This window comes from uncultured Holdemanella sp., assembly GCF_958348295.1.
Taxonomy (GTDB): Bacteria; Bacillota_I; Bacilli_A; order Erysipelotrichales; family Erysipelotrichaceae; genus Holdemanella.
The window spans coordinates 1-24,184 of record NZ_CATVYQ010000033.1 but is presented as its reverse complement, the minus strand read 5'-3'; the positions used below and the strand labels follow the sequence as shown (position 1 = coordinate 24,184).

Below are 24,184 nucleotides of genomic sequence, written 5' to 3'. Positions count from 1 at the left end.
GACCCCGAAGGGTCTATTTAGCTAAAGTTCTTAGTGAAATACTACTTCTTGAATTCAACAGCTGGTAAGTTGTAGAATGTCTTGTCTCCAAGGTATTCAGCAACGTTAACAGTTCCATGTTTGTTCAATTCGTCTTCAATACGCATTAAACGGTTGTATTTAGCAATACGGTCTGTACGGCTTAATGAACCAGTCTTGATTTGTCCTGCGTTCAATCCAACAGCGATGTCAGCGATTGTAGTGTCTTCAGTTTCTCCTGAACGGTGAGATACGATGCAAGTGTATCCGTGTTTCTTAGCCATTTCGATAGCGTCGAATGTTTCAGTTAAAGTACCGATTTGGTTAACTTTGATTAAGATCGCATTAGCGATTCCTTTTTCGATTCCTTCGTAAAGAATTGAAGGGTTAGTTACGAATAAGTCATCACCAACTAATTGTACTTTGTCTCCTAGACGGTCAGTTAATTTTTTCCATCCGTCCCAGTCGCTTTCTCCTAATCCATCTTCGATAGAGATGATTGGGTATTTAGCAATCCATTCTTCGTACATGTCGATCATTTCATCACTAGTCTTAGTTCCTTGACCAGATTTTTTCAATTCATATAATCCAGTTTCAGTGTTGTGGAATTCACTAGCAGCAACGTCCATTGCGATTTTCATATCTTTTCCTGGAACGTATCCAGCAGCTTCCATAGCTTCAACTAATAATTCAAGAGGTTCTTCGTTTCCATCTTTACAGCTTGGAGCAAATCCACCTTCGTCACCAACGTTAGTGTTGTATCCTTTTTTCTTTAATACAGATTTTAAAGCGTGGAAAGTTTCAGCAGCCATACGAACAGCTTCTTTTTCGCTCTTAGCACCAACTGGCATAATCATGAATTCTTGGAAATCTACTGTAGAGTCAGCGTGTGATCCACCGTTGATAACGTTGCACATAGGAACTGGCAATGTTTTTCCGTTGAATCCACCGAAGTATTTGTATAAAGGTTCTCCGTAGTAATCAGCAGCTGCTAAAGCACAAGCCATAGAAACACCTAAAGTAGCGTTAGCACCTAAATTTTTCTTGAATGGGTCTCCATCCAATTCTAACATTGTTTTGTCAATTAATACCTGGTCACGGCAATCCATACCGATAATTTTTGGAGCAATTTTAGTGTTTACGTTTTCAACAGCTTTAGTTGTTCCTTTTCCTAAGTAACGAGCTTTATCTCCGTCACGTAATTCTAACGCTTCACGAACACCAGTACTTGCACCACTTGGTACCATAGCACGTCCGTAAGCACCAGATTCTGTAGTTACTTCAACTTCAACAGTTGGATTTCCACGTGAATCTAGAACTTCACGAGCATATACATCAACAATAATAGGCATAATTAAAATATCCTCCTCTAAGCCTTAAGCTAATAAAATAATAGCACGCAAGCCATCTAAAATCAACGATTATAGGCCTTGAAAGCGGTTTTAACTTCCTCTTGGTTCTCATCTGTAAATACAAATCTAAAATGTTTTATTCCACATAATTCATATTCTTTTCGATTTTGAATTTCATCCGTAACATTCACATCATATAATCGCATATGACAATCTTTATCTCCAAGTAAATAGACACGCTTACCATCTAAGCCCTCTAACTCGTAACGATGATTATGGCACAATCCACAACTTACTCTTTTTCCATCTTTTAAAGCTGTATTTACCGGACAATAATTCATCGTCATTAAGCGACGTTTTTGATACAAAGTCTTATAGACTGGAGCATCAAAATGATAACGAGTCATAAATGCATTCATCAATTCTTCTATCTGATATTTATCACACTCATCACTTAATACAACACTTTCATATCCCATTTCTAAAATAGCGGCTACGCCATAAGAATTGGAAACATTTAAAGAGTCAACAATTTTCCCATTTCCTAAATGAGCATTCACATATCCGTTTATATCCGTAATATTTGATTTTTCTAAGACTTGGTCATTATTAAACATTTCACTCACGTAACAAGATGAATCATCAACCTTCTGATTGAGTGAATTGATTTCAAACAAATCAAATGAAGTTTTACTTTCTTTTGGAATGAAATCATAATCGTATTCAACGATTACATCCTGTTTTAAACAAGCCTCTTTCATTTTCTCAAGAGCATCTCTTCGAAGTTGGTTCATAACTGAGATTGGAAAGTAAATATCTTTACCCAAATGATATTCAATTCGATTAAAACTTGCCCAACTATCTTTTGTTTTAGAAAATTGTTTATTTAATGTTACTTCATCAGTAGCACGCTTTAAAGCTTTTACACTAACAACATCTGTAGAAACACTGATTCTTATTGAATCATTATAAACTTCCATCATCATTGGCTTTCCAACTGCACTACAAGTTACATTCGCATTGACCTTGCTTTGACGATTAGATGTGCGAATTCTTTCCTCGATTGTTTTATTCAACTCAGAATCCATTGTTTTACGAACAATACTACCTACATGCACACCTACAGGCCCTTCAATTAGAACTGTATTATGTTTAGGCATAAAAGAAATCAACTTTTGTTTCTTATCATACATAAAATTCACATTACATCCCAAGTTTTCTTTTACAAAACGAATTCCATCATTTTGATGAAGATCTTGTGTTAGTTGAATACAAATTTTATTCTTATTTACCTTTATAACTTTACCAATCTCAATTCCTTGATGATTACAAGTTTTATGATTCATCAATTCATTTCCAGTCGCATTATACATATGTCCTAAAGTATATTCTCGATTAAATGTAACTCGTAAGTTTTGTTCATCTAAAGTACTGCGTTCAATATTATCTAATACTTTTTTAACTTGAGAAACACTCTCATATACATATGGAGCACTTTTCATTCGTCCTTCAATTTTCAATGAACAAACACCCATGTTAGCTAATGTATTTACTTCATCAATCAAAGATAAATCTTTTGGACTTAATACATAATCTCCATGCGTATCTACTTCATTTCCATCTTCATATAAACTATATTTCATTCGACATGGCTGTGCACACATACCACGATTTCCACTTCGGCCATAATGCACACTTGAAAAATAACATTGTCCTGAATAACAAATACATAAAGCTCCATGCACAAAGACTTCAACTTCAATGCCAGTATCTACACATGCTTGAATTTCTTCTTTTGAACATTCTCTTGCCAAGACAACACGTTTTACACCTAACTTTTTTAATTGTTCGATTTGATAGGGATTTGTAACGGAAAGCTGCGTAGATGCATGCAATACCAAATTTGGTAGTCTATGATGCAAAAGATGTATAAATCCCAAATCTTGAATGATCAATGCATCTACCCCAAAAGAATGAACCTTTTTTGCCATTTGGTAGGCATCCTCAATTTCATCTTCATATAATATAGTATTCATTGTAATATATGCTTTTACCCCACACAAATGACATCTTTCAATAACTTCTTTTGTGGTTTCTAAATCAAAATTATTTGCGAATGCCCTTGCCCCAAAGCTAGGCAATCCGAAATAAACAGCATCACACCCTGCAGCTAATGCTGCATTTAATGCTTCCATACTTCCTACGGGTGCTAGTATTTCTGGTCTCATTTTCCTTGCTCCTTTCAAAATAAAAGCTACAGATACAATCTATAGCTAGTCTTTATTATTTTGATAATACTTTTTAATTGCCTCAAAAGTTTCTTGCGAAATTACATGTTCAATACGACAAGCATCTTCTGTCGCAATATTTTTTGGTACACCAATATTTTGTAGCATATCTGAAAAGAAAGTATGACGCGCATAAGTTTCTTCTGCGATTCTCTTTCCTTCTTCACTTAAAGTTAAAAATTTACTAACGTCTAAAATAATCAAGCCTTGTTCAGACAATAATTTTACGGCATGTGAGACGCTAGGCTTAGAAAAGCCCAAATAACTTGCGACATCAACGCTACGAACATGATCTAAACATTTTGATAAAACTAAAATGGCTTCTAAATAATCTTCCATCGATTCGCCTAACTGCATATTCATTACTCCTCTAACTCTTTTATATAATTTTAAGCTAGTCCTCTTTTAAAGTCAATTGTCATGACATATAATAAAAGATATGAATGACACAAAATTAACCATCGCAAACGCGCTATTAAACTTATTAAAAACACAACCATTAAACAAGATTACAGTCACACAGATCACAAAAGAAGCGAATCTGACAAGACAGACTTTTTATCGGAATTTTGAAGATAAGGAAGATCTTGTGAACTGGTATTTTGAAAAGCTTTGTTTAGATTCCTTTAAAGAAATGGCTGATCAAGCCACTTTAAAAGAGGCTTTGATTAAAAAGTTTACATTTATTCAAAGTCAAAGCACATTCTTTAAAGAAGCTTTCAAAGAAGATGACTATAATTCTTTGACAAACTATGACTATCGCTGTATCTATGATTTCTACAAAAAGAAAATCGAAACAAAGACAACGATTGATTCACAACTTGATTTCTTACTTCAAATGTATTGTCATGGTTCTATTGAAATGACAAAGTCATGGGTAGAAAAAAATGTGTATTTAGATATCGAAACCTTAGTCACCATGCTGATTGAATCTATGCCAGAAAGATTGAAACAATATGTCAATCTTTAACTACAATACCTAAAAGTTTCACAAATTCAAGTGCTTGAGATGAATTCACAATAATACCTGTTAATTTATCACTCGATACCGCAATATTTTCAATTTCACAGCTTGAGAAATCAAGCTTTTTTAATTCTGTATTAAACCATTCTGTTGAATTCAATACACATTTATTAAAAGAAGTTTGTTTCAAGTCACATTGAACAAATCCTGAACCTGTCAAATCATTGATGTCAAACATACAATCTTTAAATGTACTGCCACCAAAATCACAATAATGCCCTTTACATAATTGAAACAATGTATCTTGAACTAGACTTTGCGAAAGCTCTGTCCCACTAATTCGACAAGAAATGAAATGAACACGGCTTAAACTACATTGATTAAAGTGTACATTTTCAAATTCGCAATGATCAAAAACAACGTCCATGCATTCGATAAAACTAAAGTTACAATCTTTAAATTGACACTTGCTAAATTTACATCCATCGATTGTGACATTATCTAAATTTTGTTCAATACAAACATTCTCAAATATATAATCACACACATACGATTCATATGTCCATTCATCCATAGGTTCAAGACTCGTATTTATTTTTAATTTTTTCATATATTTTTAATTTTCAACAATATTTCTTGATTAAACAAGATATCTTTTAATAATTGTAAATCTTCATAACTCACAAAATCATACTCTGCACGATTTAAAATAATATAGATTTGTTGAAGCGCATTTTTAAGTTCCATCCATCCTTCTGGCGTACCAAACTCTTCATCAAACAACTTATGAATGTTATCCTCATTCATCAAAGGATACAAATAGGAATAGATGGTTGTGGTTGAAGGATTATTAAATCCATCAAAAAAATTTTTAAATACAGGATAGATGTATTTGCGTAACATATTTAAAGTGGCTTTCGCATAGAACAATGCACTAGCACTAAAATCCGCATCCTTTACATCTTCATAATAGACTTCCAAATCACTACCTGCTTCAATTTGATCTAAGACACTTCCTGGAAATTCTGCATAGTCATCTTCATTTATATTTAATGCTTCATAAAAGTCAGTTTCTTCTTCAGGCTCTTCGTTTTGTTTCATATTATTCATCATATTTTGAGCCATGTCATTTAATTTACTTTTTTCTTCATCACTCATATTGTCCATCATTCTTGAAATGGCTGAAAAATCAATATCACTAAATTTCATCTTTTTTACCTCGTTTCATGAAGTATTATACACAAAACATAAGTGGATTAACATAAACAAATATATTAAAATATATACATGAAATTATTAAATATACAAAAAGAAATCCCCGATATTCTTTTAGATATTCGCTATTGCACAACTTACAATTTCATTGGTGAAATCATTGATGGCTATATAGATCCGGTAGCGTTAGGAACAAAAGAATTGGTGAAGCAATTAAAAGTAATCAATTCAAAGGCAAGACAAATGGGATATCGATTAAAGATATGGGATGCCTATCGACCTCAAAGTGCCCTTGATCATTTCATGACTTGGAAAGATACTGAGGATGATAAAATGAAATCCATTTTCTATCCAAAATATTCCAAAAAATATCTTTTTGAGAATGACTTTATCATTGAAAAATCAGCGCACACCAGAGGTAGCACTGTCGATTTAACTTTAGTTGATGAAAAAACAGGAAAAGAATTAGATATGGGATCTTACTTTGATTACTTTGGCGACATTTCTAGTCCTTTACATAAGGATGGATTAACAACCATACAGATTCAAAATCGAATGACATTAAGAAATTTAATGTTAGACAATGGATTTATCCCTTTAGAATCCGAGTGGTGGCACTATACTTTAAAGGATGAACCCTATCCAGATACTTATTTTAATGTGGAGGTAAAATTTGATGGAAACTAAATTATGGTCCGCTTTAATTGGTCTTTCTAAAACCGTGGATTCAAATCCCAAAACAGAACATACAGATACAATTATTTTAAATTGTCTTCAACATCTAAGAAATCATACGGTTACACAAGATCTAATTGATTTAGTACATGAAGAAAAAGACACGATATCGCCAAGTTGTAAAACGTGCACACATCCTTGTGGCAATACAAGTGATTATGACATGTCTTTAATCAATGACAAGAAAAAGGAATTGATGAATCAAATCCTTCATTTAAATGATATTAACTTCATCTATCGCGGTCTATGCTACTTAGGCTTTGATATTGATGATTCTTATATCAATGAATTAATAAAAGATTGCAAAGACAAATAGGAGGTCAACATGGAAAAAGATTGGAAATTATTTAAAAAGAAACTAGGCAGTTGGCAAGAAGCCTATATGGATAGATTGATTGAAGAATATAAAGATATACTAAATTCAGATGCATCATCTTCTGATAAATATTGGACTCTTCGTAAGAAAATTTATGAGGATTATAAAAGTCCTGGCGTTTTGGCAAGAGATGTATCTCGTTCAAATATGTTTATCATTTTGTTAGAGTTATTACACGATCAAGCTATCAATATGGATGATCTAAATGAGTTTAGTGATGAGTTGAAAGAAGATATTGCACAATTTATAAAGTAAAAAAAGCCGAAAAATCGGCTTTTCTTATTAGTCTTCTTTTTTACCAGCTAATTCTTTTAATGCTTTTAAAGAATCAACTTTCTTTGAATATAAAGTCAATGGAGCAGAACTTGTATCACCAATCGCAGTTAAATCATAACCTTGTGCTTTACATTCATTTTTCAAATATGCTTTGTGTTGGAATGAGTTCAAATCAATTTCGCCATTATTTAAAGCTTCATTTGGTAAGTTATATGCATCAAATACAACTACATCTAAATAAATACCTGAATTTTCATCGTCTAATACTTTTTGTACAGCTCTAAATGTATCGGCAGAACCACAAGTACCAATTTTAATAACTTTCTTTCCATCTGAACTTGATTGATATCCTTCAATATCGCTCACAAAATTTTTATCCACTGTATAATCTTCATCATATTCAAATGCAGGAACACTTGCACCTTTATTCTTTTCTAGAATATATTCAGCCACTAACTTACTTTGGTACGCCTTTACTACCTTTTGATAATCTTCATTATCTTTATCTGCAGTACGCGCAACGATCACATTAATAAATGGATTATCACTTCCTACTTCTTGTACTTCTGTAATCAAACCATCCTTTTTAGGGCTTAATCCAGCTGGAATGGCATATGTACCATTGATTGTGGCTGCTCCAAAATCATCCAAAGTCGAAACTAATGTATTGGCTTGTGTAGGAACAATTTCAATATTGTATTTATACTTTGTAACATCCTTCAATTCTGGAGTCCAACCAGCCTTATCATCCACTTCAATCAAGCCTGCTTTTTCTAGAAGCAATAAACCTCTTCCACCATTTGTCGCATCACTTGGAATTCCAATTTTTACAGGTTCACTTGTTGAATTTGATGAACATCCTGTAAGTAATGTTGTAGCTACTAAGCCTGCTGTTAAAAATGTTTTAAATAATTTATTTGTCTTCATAATCCTTTTCTCCCTCTTTTATTTATGAAATAATCCTTTATTTGTCGTTGCACTAGATAATGTATTTCCCAATAATTGAATCAATGAAACAATGATCAATAGTAAGATAACACATAAATTCACAACATCTTGATAATGTAAATTTTGACCATAATTGATTGCGAATGAACCAATTCCACCAGCTCCAACTGCACCTGCACTCGTTGTAAGTCCAATCAATGAAATAGCTGTAATTGTCGTTACGCGAATCAAATCCGGTAACGCCTCATGTAGATAAACACGAAAGATAATTCCAAGTGTTGAACTTCCCATGCTTCTTGCGGCTTCAATTTTTCCAGGATTTACATCCGCTAATGCCGTTTCGACTTGTCTTGTATAAAATGGAACTGCTCCAAAGACTAATGGAACAATAGCCCCTTTTACACCAATTGAAGTACCCGCAATACTTCGTGTTAATGGAATCAAGAAAATCAATAAAATGATAAATGGTACTGCTCTAAATACGTTTGTGATGACTTCTAAAACAAAGTGAACCATTCGATTTGGCTTAATACCATCTGTCTTTGTTACAATCAATGAAATGCCAAAAGTGCCTCCTATCAATAGTGTGATAAGTCCTGCGATGAAAAACATTTGATAAGTTGCATTCAATGCTGTTAAAAATATATCCCAGTAATTGACAACGTTTGGAAAGAAATCAGCTATAAATTTAGGCATTATGAATCACCTCCACTTTTACATTTGATGCATGCAAATAATTGATTGCATCTTGTATATCGCCTTTGTTTCCTTCAATAGAAGCAATGATACCTCCCAAAGCGTCCGCATTGACAACATCCACATTAGCTAACATGATATTTACATCCACATTGTATTCACGAGATATTTTTGAAATGGTTGCACTACCAACACTATCTCTAGTGAATGTAAGTTTAACTAATTTACTATCTCTTGGAATAATTGTCTTATTCTCAATCAATTTCGTTATATTTGATAACGCGGATGAGGAATTAATAAATTTCTTTGTGATTTCTTCTTTTGGGTTGGCAAAAATATCATATACATCTCCTTCTTCAACAACCTTACCATTTTCCATAACAGCCACACGATTTGCGATGGATTTAATCACACTCATTTCATGTGTGATCAAGATAATTGTTATTCTTAATCTTTTATTTAAATCCTTCAATAACTTTAAAATGGATTCTGTCGCATCTGGATCTAGAGCAGAAGTTGCTTCATCACTAAGTAACACCCTAGGATTGTTGGATAAGGCTCTTGCGATGGCCACACGCTGTTTTTGTCCACCCGATAATTGTGATGGATAGACATATTTTTTATCTGCCAAATCTACAAGATCCAATAATTCATCGACACGAGTTTCAATTTCTTTTTTTGATAAACCTGTATATTTTAACGGATAGGCCACATTATCAAATACTGTACTTCGATCTAATAAGTTAAAATGTTGAAAAATCATTCCAATTGATCGTCTTAACTCTCTTAATTTCTTTTGACTGATATCTAAACTTCCTTGTTTTGCGTTTACCTTTCCAAACCCTTCAATTTCAATAGTTCCAGAATCCGGAATTTCTAAAAAATTCAAACAACGCACCAAAGTACTTTTACCTGCACCAGAATATCCAATCACTCCATAGATTTGTCCACTTTCAATTTGTAATGAAACATCATCTACGGCATGTACATCTGCATTCTTTAAATGATAGGTTTTATCTAAATGTTCTACATTAATCATTTATAACACTCCAATCTAACAAGAAAAGACTTTTTCTGCGAAAAAGTCACACGTCTAAATGACGTGCCCGGTTCGTTTCCAGTCGTCCGGTAACATTTCAATATCCACTCCATCTTTCTGAATCATTCGGTATCCCGATCCATTCAGTCTTTATCGATGGAGTTTTTATTGTATGCTTTTTTTATAAATACTTCAGAATTTCATCCATGATCTATGTATCTATCATCCAGTAAGATATCATAAACTTCTGGTTCTGATTATTTACCTCATTTAATCCACAAATCCCATGCCTCTTCGATTGATCACATAGGCTGCACAATAATACACACTCAATCCTTTGATCTTTGTATACTTTTCTTTTCCAATCTTGCTTGTATTCTTTGGATCTACTTTGATTACATCTACTTCATTCATCAAACATTTTCTTTCTACTTTTTCTAATATCTTCTTATACGCAAAACTCGATAATGTTTTATTTTGTTTTTTAGGACGATAGAGCATTCTAGTTTTCAACTGTTTGAAATTCAAGTCTTCAACTACAAGACTCTTCTTTTTGGATTTACATTGTTCCATGATTTCAATGGCCAGCTGATACAGTTCTTCATTTCGTTTATTCTTTGTATTCTCTTTATGGATTGGATATTTCTTGATCAATACGATATTTCCATCCATATTGGTTTCACATAGTGCTATATGATCCAAATTGATATCGATTCCTATTGCTCCATACAATGTATCTGTCTTTGGAAGATTCATATGTTTTTCAAATATAGCTTTCACAATAAAGTATTCACCATAATCCATCAACTCATAGGCTACAGCCTTATCAGGTGAGTTGTGCTTTTCATTGACTCTTGCATACAATTCATCCTTGTACTTATGAAACTGCACCTTGAACACGATGTCTTTTTGAGTACTTCGATATGTCAACATATCAGTATCCACATTTAATTTGAAAAGGTTGTTTGAATACTTGCCCTGTCTTCTACCAGTAATAAGTAATCTTCTTGATCTTTTAAAACGATAGGTTTCTAAATCACCATTTTTAAGATTCTTTTTACCACCAAAACATACAGAAGGCATCTTTCTTTTAAGCTTGAACTCATTCCGATTTCTTCTGAATTTTAGATTGTGAATGATGCTCTTCAATCTTTTGATTTTTGGATCCAATACCTGCACCTCATACAAGTAATCTTCTTCTGTATATTTCTTTTTCTTAGATTGATTAATCAATTTCTCTTTTTCCTTTAAAGCTTTTTTCAATTGTTTCTCGTTCTTTTTGATTTTCTTGTTTATCTTTTTGATACGAGTCTTGATCAAATCACATTCTTCCTTTTCTCTACATTTAAGACTTTTCACCAAAGCCTTTGCCTCATTAATGGCAGACAAAGGAAAATAATCATTTGTACCATAGAATGACTTGATCATCCTTTGATCAGTTTCTGAATAGGTAGCATCCTTATAGGCACGATTAAAACAGATTTTGAACGCCTTATGAAGCATACAATTATACAGTTCAAGATCCTTTTTAATGATCAATTCTGCATCTGGTTCCAAATCTTTATAATAGATTCTTTGCGACATTGAAAACACCTTCATAAGACAAATCCTCCTGTTCTATCTGACTTTATTATACTATATTTAATGCAAGCTTAATAAATAGATTTGAGACTTTCTAATTTATTTTATTTGTATCATTATATCATCAATGTGAATATGTGATATTTTACTGTATTCTCACATGTTCACATTAAATTCACATCGGAACTGTATTTTTATTCAATTTAGAATGGTTTCATTCTATACTTCAATTATGGATACTATCCTAATTGAAACTCTATCACTTTTAGATTGTGATGTTTTGTTGTTTTTTTACATGCAAGATTTTCCTGTCCCGAAACCAAAATCTTAATATACAAAAAAAGCCGAGGTATTTCCCCGGCAATCGCACACTTAAATAAGCGACAAACGAATTGAAAACCGGGTCACAATTTTTAACATATACATTTGCATCATTGACATCATCATTGTTTTCATATTCGCTTCCTCCTTGCATGTTTGTATTCTACAAGAAGGTTTAGCTATTGTCTAATTGTTAAATTTTTGAAGCAGTAATAAATTTTATTTATTACTAAAATAATCTTTCATTGTTTGAATATACGTATTACCAATCTCACTTAAAACCGTATATTTTCGAGTAATATATCCTATTTCCATCATGGAATTTGGATTTTCTACATTAGCCTGGTACGGAACAACTACATAGTCATCCCCATTCAAATCTTTACTAATGATACCTGAGCATAATGTATATCCATTCAGTCCTCGCATTAAATTTAGCATGGTAGCACGATCATTGACTTGAATCTTTCTTGGAAATTCATTTTCAACCAGTATCTCCTCTGCCGTATACATCGAAGGATTATCTCCTTGATCAAAAGTCATATTTGGATAAGGTAACAATTCTTCATATGTAATTGATTTTTTCTTGGCAAGCGGATGCCCTTTATACAAATACACAAAGGCATCGCAATCGGCTAATTTATGAAATTCTAAATTCCATTCATCAAATTGTTTCATCATAAAATGACGATTGTAGTTCGATAAATATAAGATTCCTATCTCACTTAAAGAATTGCCTACATCTTCAATGACATGCATCGTCTTTGTTTCACTGATCGCAAAATCATATTTAGAAGTCCCATATTTTTTCACTGTATCCACAAATGCTTTTGTCGCAAACGAATAGTGTTGACAAGATACGCGAAACTTAATTCTTCTTAAACTTTCATCTTCATAACGATTCTTTAATAATTCATATTGTTGGTACAACTGTCTTGCGTACGTTAAAAACTCTTGTCCTTGTTGCGTTACAGTGACTCCATGACTTGTACGATTAAAAATTTGAATATCCAGTTCTTTTTCAAGTGATTGAATGGCAGATGTTAATGTAGGCTGAGACACAAAAAGCTTTTCAGCCGCCTTATTCATTGTTTTTTCATCTGATACCGTTAATACATAAAGTAATTGTTGAAGCGTCATTTTCGGTCTCCTTTATTTATATTATTTTAATGAATATTTGTTGATTTTCAAAATTCCAAAAGAAAAGAGCTTAAACAAGCCCTTTACCTATAATAGTTAGTTCTCCTTTTGATGTTCTACATGCCAAGCATGATCCTCTTTCACTTTCGCAAGTTCTTCTGGATTTTCAAATAATTCGAGAGCTGTAAAAGCCAATGCTTTTGCTCCTTTGACAATCGCATCCATTGCCTTTGGACTACATGAGGCATTCACCATATCTTGACTATGTCCTGCAATCTGTACATCTGTAATACTAATATGTGGTTGAATCGTAGGTACAACCTGACTAATATTACCAACATCACTACTTCCTGGCATTACAACATCTTCTACATGTTTTACAGTATTACCAAGTTCTGTAATATATTTTTCATAGATTGCATCTAAAGAAGGTGTCAAAACCATATTTTCTACAAGATTCTGATACAATTTCATACTTGAAGTACAACCCGTCTGTAAAGTGGAACCCGTCACAATATTCTCTACTTTCTCATATAATTCATGTAACGTATCAATATCAGCAGCACGAATATAATATTTAGCCTTTGTATATTCTGGAATGACATTGGGTGCTGTTCCACCCTCAACAATCACACCATGAATACGAATACGATCGGTTAGTTGTTGGCGTAAAACACCAATGGCTGCATATGTTAAAATTTGCGCATCCAACGCATTGATTCCATCTTGAGGACAGCCTGCTGCATGAGCTGGTTTTCCCCAGAATTCGATATCAACAGGTGCACATGCATAATTACGCGTGCTTAATCCATCTTCTGGACCTGAGCCTGGATGAACACATAGGGCAAAATCCACATTTTTTAAATAGCCCTTCTTCACAAAAGACCCCTTGGCACTTCCATTTTGTCCACCCTCTTCTCCAGGCGTTCCATATACACGTACTTCTCCACCAATTTGATCCACTACACTTTTTAAAGCAGCACCGGCAAGAGAAGAAGTAGCGCCAAATACATTATGACCACAACCATGGCCTAAACCTGCAAGCGCATCATATTCTGCAAGAAAAACAACCGTAGGACCTGGTTTATTACTTTTGTAGGTTGCCGCAAAGCCTGTACGATGTCCTGCCGCTGGTAATTCAATCTCAAATCCTTCTTTTTTTAATTGTTCACTCAATGTTTGTGAAGCAAAATATTCAAAATCACTGACTTCTGGCTTGGCATGAATAGCCAAAGAAATATCTTGATATATTTTTGCGTTTGTATCTATAAATTGAGAAATTTGATTCTTTAATTCTGACATATAATAGTTCCTCCTAAAATTTGAATTTATTGTACAAAGAACGATTGCTATATTCAAATTCTATTTATTTATACCTGGCTATAAATTATTTTTATAACCAAAACAAAAAGAAAAAACGGCATAGCCGCTTATTCTTTCGTTAGATCCTCACCAAAATATTTGATAGAAATCTGAGATAAAGTTCCATCTTCTTTCAATTCTTTTAAAGCTTTATTCACTGCTTTTTTTAATGACGCATTGTCATCTCCTTTTACCATTGGAATCGCATAGGGTGTAGATTCTTTGGATTGATCGACAATTTTAAATGAACTATCCTTTGTCGTTTGAAGATAATCATTGATCGAAGTAGCCGCATTGATTGTCGCATCTACACCACCACTCTTTACAAGATCCATACATTTTGTTAAATCATCTACACCTTTTACAGTAGCCCCATAATCTTCACCCAATTCCATATAGGTAGATCCAATCGAATTGGCCGTTGTCTTTCCTTTTAAATCATCAAACGAAGTAATTGTCGTATTATCATTACGAACAACTAAGACTGTATGATCATATGCATATGGTGTACAAAAATCAAATTTCTTTTCTCTTTCCTTTGTGATATCGACACCATTAATAACTAAATCATAAGTACCTGTTGATAATCCTGTTAATAATCCATCCCATTTACCTTCTACAATATTGGCTTTTACACCTAATTTCTTGGCAATATTCTTAGCGACTTCCACATCAACACCCACCAATTTATCATCCTTATCATGATAAGAAAATGGTTGCCAATCGCCTTCTAAACCAATTGTGATTTCTCCTTTATCTTGAATCGTAGCTAAATGATCCTTACTAGATCCACATCCTGCTAAAGTAAATACCATAGCTGCACTTAATAAGCCTGCTAATAATTTTTTCATGTTACAGTTCCTCTTTTCTTAAAAATTCTTTTGTTCGTTCTTGTTTTGGATTTTCAAAGAATTCCTTTGAACTTCCCTCTTCAATTATTTTTCCTTCTTCCATCAAAATCACATGATTAGAAACATGTTTCGCAAAAGACATCTCATGCGTGACCACAACCATAGTCATTCCTTCATTAGCCAATGTTTTCATTACACTTAATACTTCTTGAATCAATTCTGGATCTAATGCTGAAGTTGGCTCATCAAAATAAATGATGTCAGGGCTTGTTGCTAATGCTCTTGCGATTGCGACACGCTGTTGTTGTCCACCCGATAATTGTGAAGGATAATGATCAGCACGATCTTTCATTCCTACTTTTTCAAGCATCTGCATACCAATCTCATTTGCATCTTCTTTAGAAATATTTCGAGCTACCGTTAAACCTAATGTCACATTTTGTAAGGCTGTTTTATTCGCAAATAAATTATAATTTTGAAACACAAATCCCGTATGCTTTCTAAGATCTGCAATTTCCTTCTTTGATGTATTTGATAAATCATAAGATTGATCTTTAAAGGTCATAAATCCTACATCCGCTGTCTCTAAATAATTAATACAACGAAGTAAAGTTGTCTTACCTGATCCTGAAGGACCTAATATCGCAATGACATCTCCTTTGTTGACTGTAAGATCAATACCTTTTAAAACATGTAAATTTCCAAATGATTTATGAATATCTTTAATTTCTAATAAAGCCATACTCTATCTCCCTGCCTGATAATAATTTAGCTTCTTTTCACCCCAAGCTTGCAGCCAAGTTAAAACTGTACAGAAAATCAAATACACGAATGCGACTTCTATATATAATTGCATAAACTGATAGGTTCTTCCCGCAATTCTTTCTGTCTGCATAAACATTTCTGTAACTGTAATATTCGCTGCTAAAGATGTATCTTTTACAAGTGAAATCAAGTTATTGAACAAAGATGGAAAAGCACTTCGAAAAGCTTGTGGTAAAATAATATGCATCATGATCTGCATATAGCTCATTCCTACACAGTATCCGGCTTCCATTTGTCCTTGCGGTACACTTTCAATCGAGCCACGAATAGTTTCAGCACAATAAGCGCCCGTATTTAATGAGAATACGATAAGAGCTGCAGTAATAGCCGATATTCTTACGCCAATTGACTGCATACCAAAATACATAATAAACAATTGTACAAGCATAGGCGTTCCTCTAAATATCCATATATAGAATTGAACAATATTCTTTGCGATTGGTACTTTCGCATATTGAATCATGGCACATGCAATAGCTATTAGCATTGCGATAATAAATGATACTAGCGCAAGTGGTAATGTCATTATAATTCCCGAAATAAATATTTTTGAAAATGATTCTAAAAACAATTCCATTCTATCCCTCCCTAAAATCTTTTTATTAGTTTACACCCTAAAGCAAACTTTAGGTCAACTAAATCAATCCAAACGATTTTAATATCGTTAACCAAAATGTAATACTAAAAGCACTAAGCAATGTTGTTAACATCACAACACTCGATGTTAATACACCTTTATGTCCCATACTTTTAGCCATCACAAAACCAGATACAGTTGTACTTGAACCGCACATAATCAAAATGGCAACTAATGCTTGATTTCTAAATCCCAATAGAGCCGCTATCGGTAAAAAGATAGTACAAAAACCAATTAACTTCATAAATGTACAGAATAAAGATGGTTTTAATTCCCCTTTTGCCTGATCAAAATCAAAAGTGGCTCCCATCGCCATTAAACCAAGTGGTGTTGCGGTACTTGAAATCATTGAAATCGTTTTATTGATAACTTGAGGCAATTGAAATGGTAATAAACTAACAAGTACACCTACAACAATACCTAGAATCAGCGGATTCTTTAAAATTCCAACAAACGTCTTCTTATAGTTAACCTTTGATTGTTCAGCCTTAAAGAAAGATAGAATCACAACGGATACAACGTTATAGACAAATACCACACTCATCAACATCAATGGTGCAACACCTACATCTGGATAAATATTTGATGTCAATGCAAGACCTAATAAGGCCGCACTACTTCTGTAACAAGCCTGAATAAATTCACCTTGAATCGCTTTATCTTTTAAACGTAATGAAAATAATATAGATAATAGAATACTAATTAGAGTAGATACAACACAAAATACGACAAACTTTGTATCCCAAAGATCTTTAAAATTAGATTTAGACACATCGACAAACAACAATAGTGGCAATGATACTTTAAAGACAAATGAATTTAGTTTGGATGCCAAGACATCCTCTAAAATATTCATTTTATTTAAAAAATAACCGACAACCATCAATAGAAAGATGGGAATCGTTGCATTTAAGCTAAAAAATAAATTTTCCACAAAATCCCTCCAAAACTCTCTTAAAAGTTTAGCACAAATATTGAATAATATGCACTAAAGCATTTATATGTGACATTATTATCAATTTGTAACTTGTATGTAAGCGGTTTAACTCGTAAAATGAAATTAACAAGTATACAAGGAGGAAATAATACTTATGACAAATCGTTTTATTTTAAATGAAACAAGTTATCATGGTGCTGGAGCCATCAAAGAAGTGGTTACAGAAATTAAAGCACGTGGATTAAAGAAAGGTTTAGTTGTTACAGATAAAGACTTGATCAAATTTGGTGTAGCTACTAAAGTTACAGACTTATTAGATGAAGCAGGACTTCCTTATGAAATCTATGACGAAGTTAAGGCAAATCCAACTGTTGAACAAGTTAAAAATGGTGTACAAGCTGCCAAAAATGCAGGTGCTGACTATCTAATCGCTATTGGTGGTGGAAGTCCACAAGATACTTGTAAGGGTATTGGAATTATCTTGGCTAACCCTGAATTTGAAGATGTAGTTAGCTTGGAAGGTGTTGCTCCAACTAAAAACAAATCTATTCCAGTTATCGCAATTGCGACTACAGCAGGTACTGCAGCTGAAACTACAATCAACTACGTAATTACTGATACTGAAAAGAAAAGAAAATTCGTTTGTGTAGATGCTCACGATATTCCAGTTGTTGCGATTATTGATCCAGAAATGATGTCAAGTATGCCAAAAGGCTTAACTGCAAGTACGGGTCTTGATGCATTAACTCACGCTATTGAAGGATATACAACTTTAGCTGCTTGGGAACTTGCAGATACTTTAAACTTAAAAGCTATCGAAATCATTTCAAGAAGCTTACGTGCAGCATGTGAAAACGATCCAAAAGGACGCGAAGACATGGCTTTAGGACAATATATGACAGGTATGGCATTCTCTAACGTTGGTTTAGGTGTTGACCACGGTATGGCTCACCCATTAAGTGCATTCTATGGAATCCCTCATGGTGTTGCTTGTGCTACTTTACTTCCATATGTTATGGAATTCAATAAAGACTACACTGGTGAAAAATTTAGGGAAATTGCTCGTGTAATGGGTGTTGAAGGCGTTGACGAAATGTCTCAAGAAGAATATCGTCAAGCTGCTATTGATGCTGTTATCCAATTAAGTAAAGATTGTGGTATCGCACAAAGCTTAAAAGAAATTGGTGTTAAAGAAGAAGACTTACCTACTTTAACAGATTCAGCAATGGCAGATGTTTGTACAGGTGGTAACCCTCGTCCATGTACAAAAGAATTGATCTTCGACTTATATAAATACGCATTCAACGGAAGAGATTAATAATACAAACTTAAGAAGGCAACTTGCCTTCTTTTAATTTTGCGAAAGTAAAAAGAAATAAACAATATGTTCGGAGTAGTGTAGAGCCTATGTTCATCGTATGTGAGGAGTTTTGTTCACGATTCTTCCCTTTAGACAAAACATTTACGAGTATAATTGGTTTATAGTCGTGTTTTGTACACGTTAGAATAGAAGAAAGGTAATAGTGTTTTGTTTGCGCGGAAAACCTCTTGTGCTAAGAGTTTTGTACAAAGCGAATAAATTCAAGCAAAGAAATATCTAAAGTCACAGCAAAGTCTTCTGATTCAAATAAGCTATTTTTTAGCACACAAGATTGCCGTATATAAAAGACGCTTTTCTAACATATTCTTTGCAATACAGAATACCGTTTGATATTCATTACCAATTAAAAGATTGCGATAACCTATATTCAGCCACGCTCCAAGCAGGTATAAACTTTTCTTGAGCTCTCATCACTAGAAACCTTTAGACTTCTCTAGTTTAAAAGTAAAAGAAGTATGTCTAAGCTTGAAATCATACTTCTATTTTATCTATGAAACAACAAAATCACTAAATAGTCAGATGCCCTTTATTCATCGTTTCAAATGACTTTCGTACACTGCTTATCAAGAGTTCTTTAATAGAAACTTTCCGTATCCAAAATTAATGGCATATTTCTTTTTGCTGAACATGAGTGCTCAAAAGTGAAATTAAGCTCTCATAATCTTCTGGAGTTAAATTGCTTTTTTTCACCAATACTATTTTTTTAGTAGAGGTTTGTAAATAAATATAATTTTTAAACACACACCACCATTGAAATGCGTCCCATTTATATTTACTTGTAACATACTCAGGTTCAGATATTGTTGTAACTCCATCTGAATCAAATATATACTCAATTGTTCCATTTTTTAAATTATCTAGGGATTTATTTTGAATTATTTTAAAAATTAAATCCTGTTCATAATATAGACCTACTTTTGCACCCCATATAAAAATTATGACCAAAACTAGTGAAATTAATGCATTTCCTGTCAAATGATCTAAAAAGGATGTTAGCGTATCAATCCCCATAATAATTGCTCCAATAATGCAAACTATTTGGCAAAATTTTCTGCTCCTTTGAATTTTTGGATGAGCCAAAATGATTTCTCTTATCACTTTAAATTCATCTGGACCTAAATTCAATTTAGTTTTGATCATTATAATCATCTCTCTTTCCATCAAACTAATTATAGTATACATCAAAAGCAGAAAAACATAGATCCACAATATAAAATATTGTTACAGATTTAGTCGTAAATATTTGCTCAGCGTGAATATATGAGTAGAAAAGCATAACCGTGGAATGACTTCCTGTACATACTGCAGCGGTCTGAGAATGCGTGAGACTCACATCCTGTTGTAAGTAAAAAAAAGAGTATGAATTCTTCTTGAACTCATACTTTTTTTTGGGTTTTGTTCATTTTTAACAATTTTTGCCTGAATTTTAGTTTTAAGTTACCATGGGGGTTTTGTTCATTTTTTCCAAAATTCCTCATTTTTTGAATTTAAGTTTACATGGGGGTTTTGTTCATTTTTTGTACAAAACCGCCTAAAAATTTTTTTCAGTTGATCAGTTAAAAAAAAGATGAGATTATGAAATCTCACCTGATTAGCGATTTACATGGACATATCCAATAAATGCATTTGTACATTCAACAGTTGATACAACTGTTTGATGTCCTAACCATCCCCCATGAACAGCTTGACCATTACCAATATATAATGCCACATGTCCTTGATATACACAAATATCACCTGGAACTGGATTATTAGTCAGTGTCCCTAAATTTAAGTATTCGATTGGTGCTCCATGAAAATTGATTCCAACTGCAGCTAATGAATTTGTTACCAACATTGTACAGTCTTGATTTACACCAACTTGAGCTAATGCAGCATCCGCAATTCTTTGATAAAAACTCTTTTCAACATGAACTGTAATATTTTTTTCACTTACATTACCGGCTGTATCTTTGGCTTTAATCGTTGTTGTGAATGTTCCTACATCAGCCGTATTGATATTGTCCGTTAATTGAATCGTTCCTTCTTCATTTAAAGAAACATGGCTATTGATATCGAAAACTTCGTTTTGTTCAACTGTAAGAACATCTTCACAAGTAATTTCAGGAGCTGTAGTATCTTGTACTTTTACTTTTACTTCAGCACTATGTTTTTCACTTGTTTGTTTATTTTCTCCCTCAATAGAAATAGTTTGTTTTCCAATTGCATCAATATCTAAATCTTTAACTTTTACCTTATAATTCTTTGATTCATATACAGAAACATTTTTTGTTTTCTTCTTAAATTCTACATTCGCATATTTTTTATGTAATTCTTTAGTAAATACAGATTTCATGGAATCTGCATCTTGATATTCAATTTTATAAACGGGTGTGCTTTCTTTTGCTGCAACATTTGTAACGCCTCCAAATGTAGATGTAGCAATAATCAAACTTGCGAATGCTTGGACTAATTTTTTCATAGTTATGGGCCTCCTCCTTGCTCACACAATTAAAGAGGCTACACTATTTAGTCCAAAGTGTCAAAAGAATACCCGTATTTCCCACAATTTAACATATTAATTTGTTTTAATTTGCCATTATTAACAAGTCCGTCCCATTTTTTTGCACTTTTTAGTAGAAAAAAGAACTACAAAAAGAACCCGAACAACTAAAAGTTGTCCGAGCCTAATCTCAGCTATAAGTCGTTTTGGGGTATATGTTTCCCCTTAAATTCTTGAAAAGCAAATTCATCTACCCCCATCAAAATTTATTGTGCCTTAGCATTGATTAACATTAATTATTGATTATTAGATTCTGCCTGTCTGCTTTTTAAGATTTTCTTTGCGTCTTTAACAGTGATTGCACGCGAATCCGTTTCACTATTCAAGTAGATCTCTTCATCCCCATTTTGTAAGTAAGCTTCTCCACCTAGAAAGCCATCTCCTAATGGAATCACTTTTTCATCATCATCACATCCAGGAAAATAGCCTACATTCTCACTCATCTCATTTACTTCTTCAACATTGACCGGTTCTTCACTCGATCTTGCAAAAGCTGGATAAGAAGTAACAGCAACTAAACCAATAAACAAAGAAATTAATAATCGAATCTTTTTCATTGTTTCACCTCCCATCCATTAATCTTCATCCTCTAAATATGATGCTTTTTCAATTTCTTTTGCCTGCTTCACTGTGATAATTCGATCCCCATCCTGTAAATCAGATTTATCCACATCTGAGCCATCTTCATTAAGTAAATAGCCACCACCTTTTACTAGAATAATATGCTGACTATTCTTCAATCCTTTAAATTTAAAATCTACATATTGTTGAGCCTGTACCTCTGAATCAGCATCAACATTTATAGTAGGACTTTCTACTTGGATAGGCTCATGATAACTTGCTGCAAATGCTTTAAAGGTACAAACTGTTACAACAGCAGATAAACATAAAATGTACATTGTTCTCTTTTTCATAAGTCTTTTCCTCCTTCTTTTTTTTGCGAAAACGTTTTCCTATCTTCATTATATTCTGATTGCATATTTTTGCAAGCGTTTCATATTTTAATTTTTGTTGCAAATTTTTGAAACAATGTTAAAATTATATTGGGTGATAATTATGATACAACTAACAAAAAAAGAAAGAAGTGTTATGGACATTCTATGGGACAGTCACATTGAAATGTCAGCAACTGAAATTAGAGAAACCTCTAATGAAGAATTGAGTATTTACACTATCCAACAAGCTTTGCGCCATTTATTAGAAGTACATTTTATTGAAGTGTACGACATTGCCTTCAACAACAAATCTTTAACACGTAAGTATAAACCACTCGTATCACAAGCTGAATATGTAGATTCTTTTATCAACAATGATACAAGACTTCAATTAGCCAGTAACTTTGTCAATAATACGGATGATTTAGAAGAATTAGAAAAACTTCAAAAACTCATCGAGAAAAAATTAAGAGCATTAAAATGACATTTTCCTTGACTTCATTCTTTTCCGGATTATGCAGTGTTACTTTATTCATAATGTGTTTTGGATTTATACTACGACATAAAAAGGCATATAAATACTTTCGTACAGATGCACTCTTATTAATCATATGTCTGATTTTTATTCGCTTACTGTTTCCGTTTGAACATAAACATATGATCTATATTCCAATCCAAAGAGTAATGAATCCGCTTTTGGATTTCTTCAATCAAACATATATAGTAAAGCTCTTGATCTTATTATGGCTTATAGGAAGTGCAATCTTTTTGATCTACTTCATAAAAGATTATATTCATACAGAATATATCTACAAAAAAATAATGAAACAAAGTCAAATTGTTGGATATAGACAATCTTATCCTGTATACAAATCAAATTTGATCTATGGACCTTGTGTGATTGGATTACACAAAACTATTTTGCTTCCTGAAACTGATTATTCAGAATCGGATTTAAATTTAATCCTCGCACATGAAAGTTTCCATATTAAGAAGAAGCACAATCTAATCAAAGGCATATTAAATATTATTTGCTGCATATACTGGTGGTTTATCCCCATATATTTCTTCAAAAAATATATTTTCCTATGTTTAGAAATGAAAACTGATGATTCTATAATCCAAAATCTTGATGAAAAAGAGAGCTTTGCCTATATGCAGACTCTGATTCAAATTCAGAAGCAATCCTCTCAGAAATCATTCACGTCCTATATTTCTTCAAATGGATTTATTCTTAATTATAGAATCCATTACATGATGAGAGGTCTACACAAAAAGAAAACAAACGCTTTTATTTTGGTTTCAACTATATTGATCTGTTTCTTATCTACCTTTATTAATATTTCTGGATATTATACAAATACTGAGTTAACAGAAAATACATTTGAGATTACAAATGCAAATGCATATATATTCGAAAACAAAAACAATCCTCCATCCTTATTATTTTATTTAGATAATCAATATATCTTAGGTGGATATACCAACTTAAAAGAAATACAAGACGAACAAAAACTACCAACATACAAAGATCTTGGAAAAAATCGAAATATCCAATCAATCACGAATACACAGAATACAGTCATTAAGAATTCAAAACAAACTACTTACCGATGGAAATATAAATTAGAAGATGGTTATGTATACAGAAGGCTGTATAATGCATGTAAAAACACTTGGGTATCCGATTGGATGTCCGCCTAAAATTTTGGTAATCCGCAATTAGATAGGGTCGACTAAAAGTTGGCTTCAAAAATTGTAGGGT

The 24,184-nt window shown here is 32.9% G+C and carries 26 protein-coding genes and 1 pseudogene; 8 read left to right on the top strand and 19 right to left on the bottom strand.

Annotation, left to right across the window (positions count from 1 at the left end):
• Positions 1 to 41 precede the first annotated feature (41 nt).
• The 3 genes from eno to Q3907_RS07170 form a co-directional block, all read right to left on the bottom strand.
• On the bottom strand, positions 42 to 1,370 hold the full coding sequence (gene eno, locus Q3907_RS07180; RefSeq protein WP_301897809.1) for a phosphopyruvate hydratase: 1,329 nt from the start codon (positions 1,368 to 1,370) through the stop codon (positions 42 to 44).
• Between the two features lie 62 nt (positions 1,371 to 1,432).
• The gene (locus Q3907_RS07175; protein ID WP_301897808.1) at positions 1,433 to 3,598 is read right to left on the bottom strand and encodes a U32 family peptidase; all 2,166 of its coding nucleotides are present in this window, start codon (positions 3,596 to 3,598) and stop codon (positions 1,433 to 1,435) included.
• A 45-nt stretch (positions 3,599 to 3,643) separates the two neighbouring features.
• Positions 3,644 to 4,021, bottom strand: a complete 378-nt coding sequence (locus Q3907_RS07170; protein WP_295562085.1) for a metal-dependent transcriptional regulator — start codon at positions 4,019 to 4,021, stop codon at positions 3,644 to 3,646.
• Positions 4,022 to 4,097: 76 nt separating this feature from the next.
• Here Q3907_RS07170 and Q3907_RS07165 point away from each other — a divergent pair, with 76 nt between their 5' ends.
• A complete protein-coding gene (locus tag Q3907_RS07165; RefSeq protein WP_301897807.1) occupies positions 4,098 to 4,628 on the top strand; it encodes a TetR/AcrR family transcriptional regulator in 531 nt (176 codons plus the stop codon).
• Here the strand turns inward: Q3907_RS07165 and Q3907_RS07160 are convergent.
• Both Q3907_RS07160 and Q3907_RS07155 read right to left on the bottom strand, forming a co-directional pair.
• Positions 4,618 to 5,232 carry a pentapeptide repeat-containing protein gene (locus Q3907_RS07160; RefSeq protein ID WP_301897806.1) on the bottom strand — a complete coding sequence of 205 codons (615 nt, stop codon included), beginning with the start codon at positions 5,230 to 5,232 and terminating at the stop codon, positions 4,618 to 4,620. The two genes, Q3907_RS07165 and Q3907_RS07160, sit on opposite strands and share 11 nt — an antisense overlap.
• Entirely contained in the window at positions 5,229 to 5,831 is a 603-nt protein-coding gene (locus Q3907_RS07155) for a hypothetical protein (RefSeq protein WP_295644296.1), read from the bottom strand. The genes Q3907_RS07160 and Q3907_RS07155 overlap by 4 nt, the downstream gene beginning before the upstream one ends.
• A 78-nt stretch (positions 5,832 to 5,909) precedes the next feature.
• On the opposite strand from Q3907_RS07155, the gene Q3907_RS07150 reads away from it, so the two are divergent.
• From Q3907_RS07150 to Q3907_RS07140, 3 genes are read left to right on the top strand one after another with little or no spacing between them, the layout of a single operon-like run.
• Positions 5,910 to 6,524 carry a M15 family metallopeptidase gene (locus tag Q3907_RS07150; RefSeq protein ID WP_295644298.1) on the top strand — a complete coding sequence of 205 codons (615 nt, stop codon included), beginning with the start codon at positions 5,910 to 5,912 and terminating at the stop codon, positions 6,522 to 6,524.
• On the top strand, positions 6,514 to 6,888 hold the full coding sequence (locus Q3907_RS07145) for a hypothetical protein (RefSeq protein WP_295760112.1): 375 nt from the start codon (positions 6,514 to 6,516) through the stop codon (positions 6,886 to 6,888). Before Q3907_RS07150 ends, Q3907_RS07145 begins: the two co-directional genes overlap by 11 nt.
• Positions 6,889 to 6,897: 9 nt before the next feature.
• Positions 6,898 to 7,203 carry a multidrug transporter gene (locus Q3907_RS07140; RefSeq protein WP_301897805.1) on the top strand — a complete coding sequence of 102 codons (306 nt, stop codon included), beginning with the start codon at positions 6,898 to 6,900 and terminating at the stop codon, positions 7,201 to 7,203.
• A gap of 27 nt (positions 7,204 to 7,230) precedes the next feature.
• Here Q3907_RS07140 and Q3907_RS07135 read toward each other — a convergent pair whose 3' ends face one another.
• From Q3907_RS07135 to Q3907_RS07090, 10 genes are all read right to left on the bottom strand, one after another.
• Positions 7,231 to 8,151: a MetQ/NlpA family ABC transporter substrate-binding protein gene (locus Q3907_RS07135; protein ID WP_295644304.1), complete on the bottom strand. Its 921-nt coding sequence runs from the start codon at positions 8,149 to 8,151 to the stop codon at positions 7,231 to 7,233.
• An 18-nt stretch (positions 8,152 to 8,169) separates the two neighbouring features.
• Positions 8,170 to 8,868 carry a methionine ABC transporter permease gene (locus Q3907_RS07130; protein WP_301897804.1) on the bottom strand — a complete coding sequence of 233 codons (699 nt, stop codon included), beginning with the start codon at positions 8,866 to 8,868 and terminating at the stop codon, positions 8,170 to 8,172.
• Positions 8,861 to 9,907, bottom strand: a complete 1,047-nt coding sequence (locus Q3907_RS07125) for a methionine ABC transporter ATP-binding protein (RefSeq protein WP_301897803.1) — start codon at positions 9,905 to 9,907, stop codon at positions 8,861 to 8,863. The genes Q3907_RS07130 and Q3907_RS07125 overlap by 8 nt, the downstream gene beginning before the upstream one ends.
• 270 nt (positions 9,908 to 10,177) lie before the next feature.
• Positions 10,178 to 11,506, bottom strand: a complete 1,329-nt coding sequence (locus Q3907_RS07120) for an IS200/IS605 family accessory protein TnpB-related protein (protein WP_301897802.1) — start codon at positions 11,504 to 11,506, stop codon at positions 10,178 to 10,180.
• A gap of 522 nt (positions 11,507 to 12,028) precedes the next feature.
• Positions 12,029 to 12,949 carry a LysR family transcriptional regulator gene (locus Q3907_RS07115; RefSeq protein ID WP_295646038.1) on the bottom strand — a complete coding sequence of 307 codons (921 nt, stop codon included), beginning with the start codon at positions 12,947 to 12,949 and terminating at the stop codon, positions 12,029 to 12,031.
• Positions 12,950 to 13,045: 96 nt separating this feature from the next.
• Positions 13,046 to 14,251, bottom strand: a complete 1,206-nt coding sequence (locus Q3907_RS07110) for a M20 family metallopeptidase (RefSeq protein WP_301897801.1) — start codon at positions 14,249 to 14,251, stop codon at positions 13,046 to 13,048.
• A 128-nt stretch (positions 14,252 to 14,379) separates the two neighbouring features.
• Positions 14,380 to 15,162 (bottom strand): transporter substrate-binding domain-containing protein, encoded by a 783-nt coding sequence (locus tag Q3907_RS07105; RefSeq protein WP_301897800.1) that lies wholly within the window; start codon positions 15,160 to 15,162, stop codon positions 14,380 to 14,382.
• Position 15,163: 1 nt separating this feature from the next.
• Complete coding sequence (locus Q3907_RS07100; RefSeq protein ID WP_301897799.1) at positions 15,164 to 15,904, bottom strand: amino acid ABC transporter ATP-binding protein; 741 nt, start codon at positions 15,902 to 15,904, stop codon at positions 15,164 to 15,166.
• Positions 15,905 to 15,907: 3 nt separating this feature from the next.
• The gene (locus Q3907_RS07095) at positions 15,908 to 16,564 is read right to left on the bottom strand and encodes an amino acid ABC transporter permease (protein ID WP_301897798.1); all 657 of its coding nucleotides are present in this window, start codon (positions 16,562 to 16,564) and stop codon (positions 15,908 to 15,910) included.
• A 58-nt stretch (positions 16,565 to 16,622) separates the two neighbouring features.
• Positions 16,623 to 17,558, bottom strand: coding sequence for an AEC family transporter (locus Q3907_RS07090; RefSeq protein ID WP_301897797.1), 936 nt, complete (start codon positions 17,556 to 17,558; stop codon positions 16,623 to 16,625).
• 157 nt (positions 17,559 to 17,715) lie between these two features.
• Between Q3907_RS07090 and fucO the strand changes: the two genes are divergently transcribed.
• Complete coding sequence (fucO, locus tag Q3907_RS07085; protein WP_301897796.1) at positions 17,716 to 18,879, top strand: lactaldehyde reductase; 1,164 nt, start codon at positions 17,716 to 17,718, stop codon at positions 18,877 to 18,879.
• Between the two features lie 663 nt (positions 18,880 to 19,542).
• On the opposite strand, the gene Q3907_RS07080 is transcribed toward fucO, so the two are convergent.
• From Q3907_RS07080 to Q3907_RS07065, 4 genes are all read right to left on the bottom strand, one after another.
• Positions 19,543 to 20,103 (bottom strand): YcxB family protein, encoded by a 561-nt coding sequence (locus tag Q3907_RS07080; RefSeq protein WP_301897795.1) that lies wholly within the window; start codon positions 20,101 to 20,103, stop codon positions 19,543 to 19,545.
• Between the two features lie 430 nt (positions 20,104 to 20,533).
• A complete protein-coding gene (locus Q3907_RS07075) occupies positions 20,534 to 21,403 on the bottom strand; it encodes an NlpC/P60 family protein (protein WP_295646018.1) in 870 nt (289 codons plus the stop codon).
• A 317-nt stretch (positions 21,404 to 21,720) separates the two neighbouring features.
• The gene (locus tag Q3907_RS07070; RefSeq protein WP_301897794.1) at positions 21,721 to 22,041 is read right to left on the bottom strand and encodes a hypothetical protein; all 321 of its coding nucleotides are present in this window, start codon (positions 22,039 to 22,041) and stop codon (positions 21,721 to 21,723) included.
• Positions 22,042 to 22,059: 18 nt separating this feature from the next.
• Entirely contained in the window at positions 22,060 to 22,398 is a 339-nt protein-coding gene (locus Q3907_RS07065) for a hypothetical protein (protein ID WP_295646013.1), read from the bottom strand.
• A 142-nt stretch (positions 22,399 to 22,540) separates the two neighbouring features.
• On the opposite strand from Q3907_RS07065, the gene Q3907_RS07060 reads away from it, so the two are divergent.
• From Q3907_RS07060 to Q3907_RS07055, 3 genes and pseudogenes are all read left to right on the top strand, one after another.
• Positions 22,541 to 22,903, top strand: a complete 363-nt coding sequence (locus Q3907_RS07060; RefSeq protein WP_295646010.1) for a BlaI/MecI/CopY family transcriptional regulator — start codon at positions 22,541 to 22,543, stop codon at positions 22,901 to 22,903.
• Positions 22,900 to 23,610, top strand: a pseudogene (locus tag Q3907_RS10715) (M56 family metallopeptidase); the annotation flags it as partial. The gene Q3907_RS07060 and the pseudogene Q3907_RS10715, both read left to right, overlap by 4 nt.
• Positions 23,611 to 23,673: 63 nt before the next feature.
• Complete coding sequence (locus Q3907_RS07055; RefSeq protein WP_301897793.1) at positions 23,674 to 24,123, top strand: hypothetical protein; 450 nt, start codon at positions 23,674 to 23,676, stop codon at positions 24,121 to 24,123.
• The last annotated feature ends 61 nt before the right edge of the window (positions 24,124 to 24,184 follow it).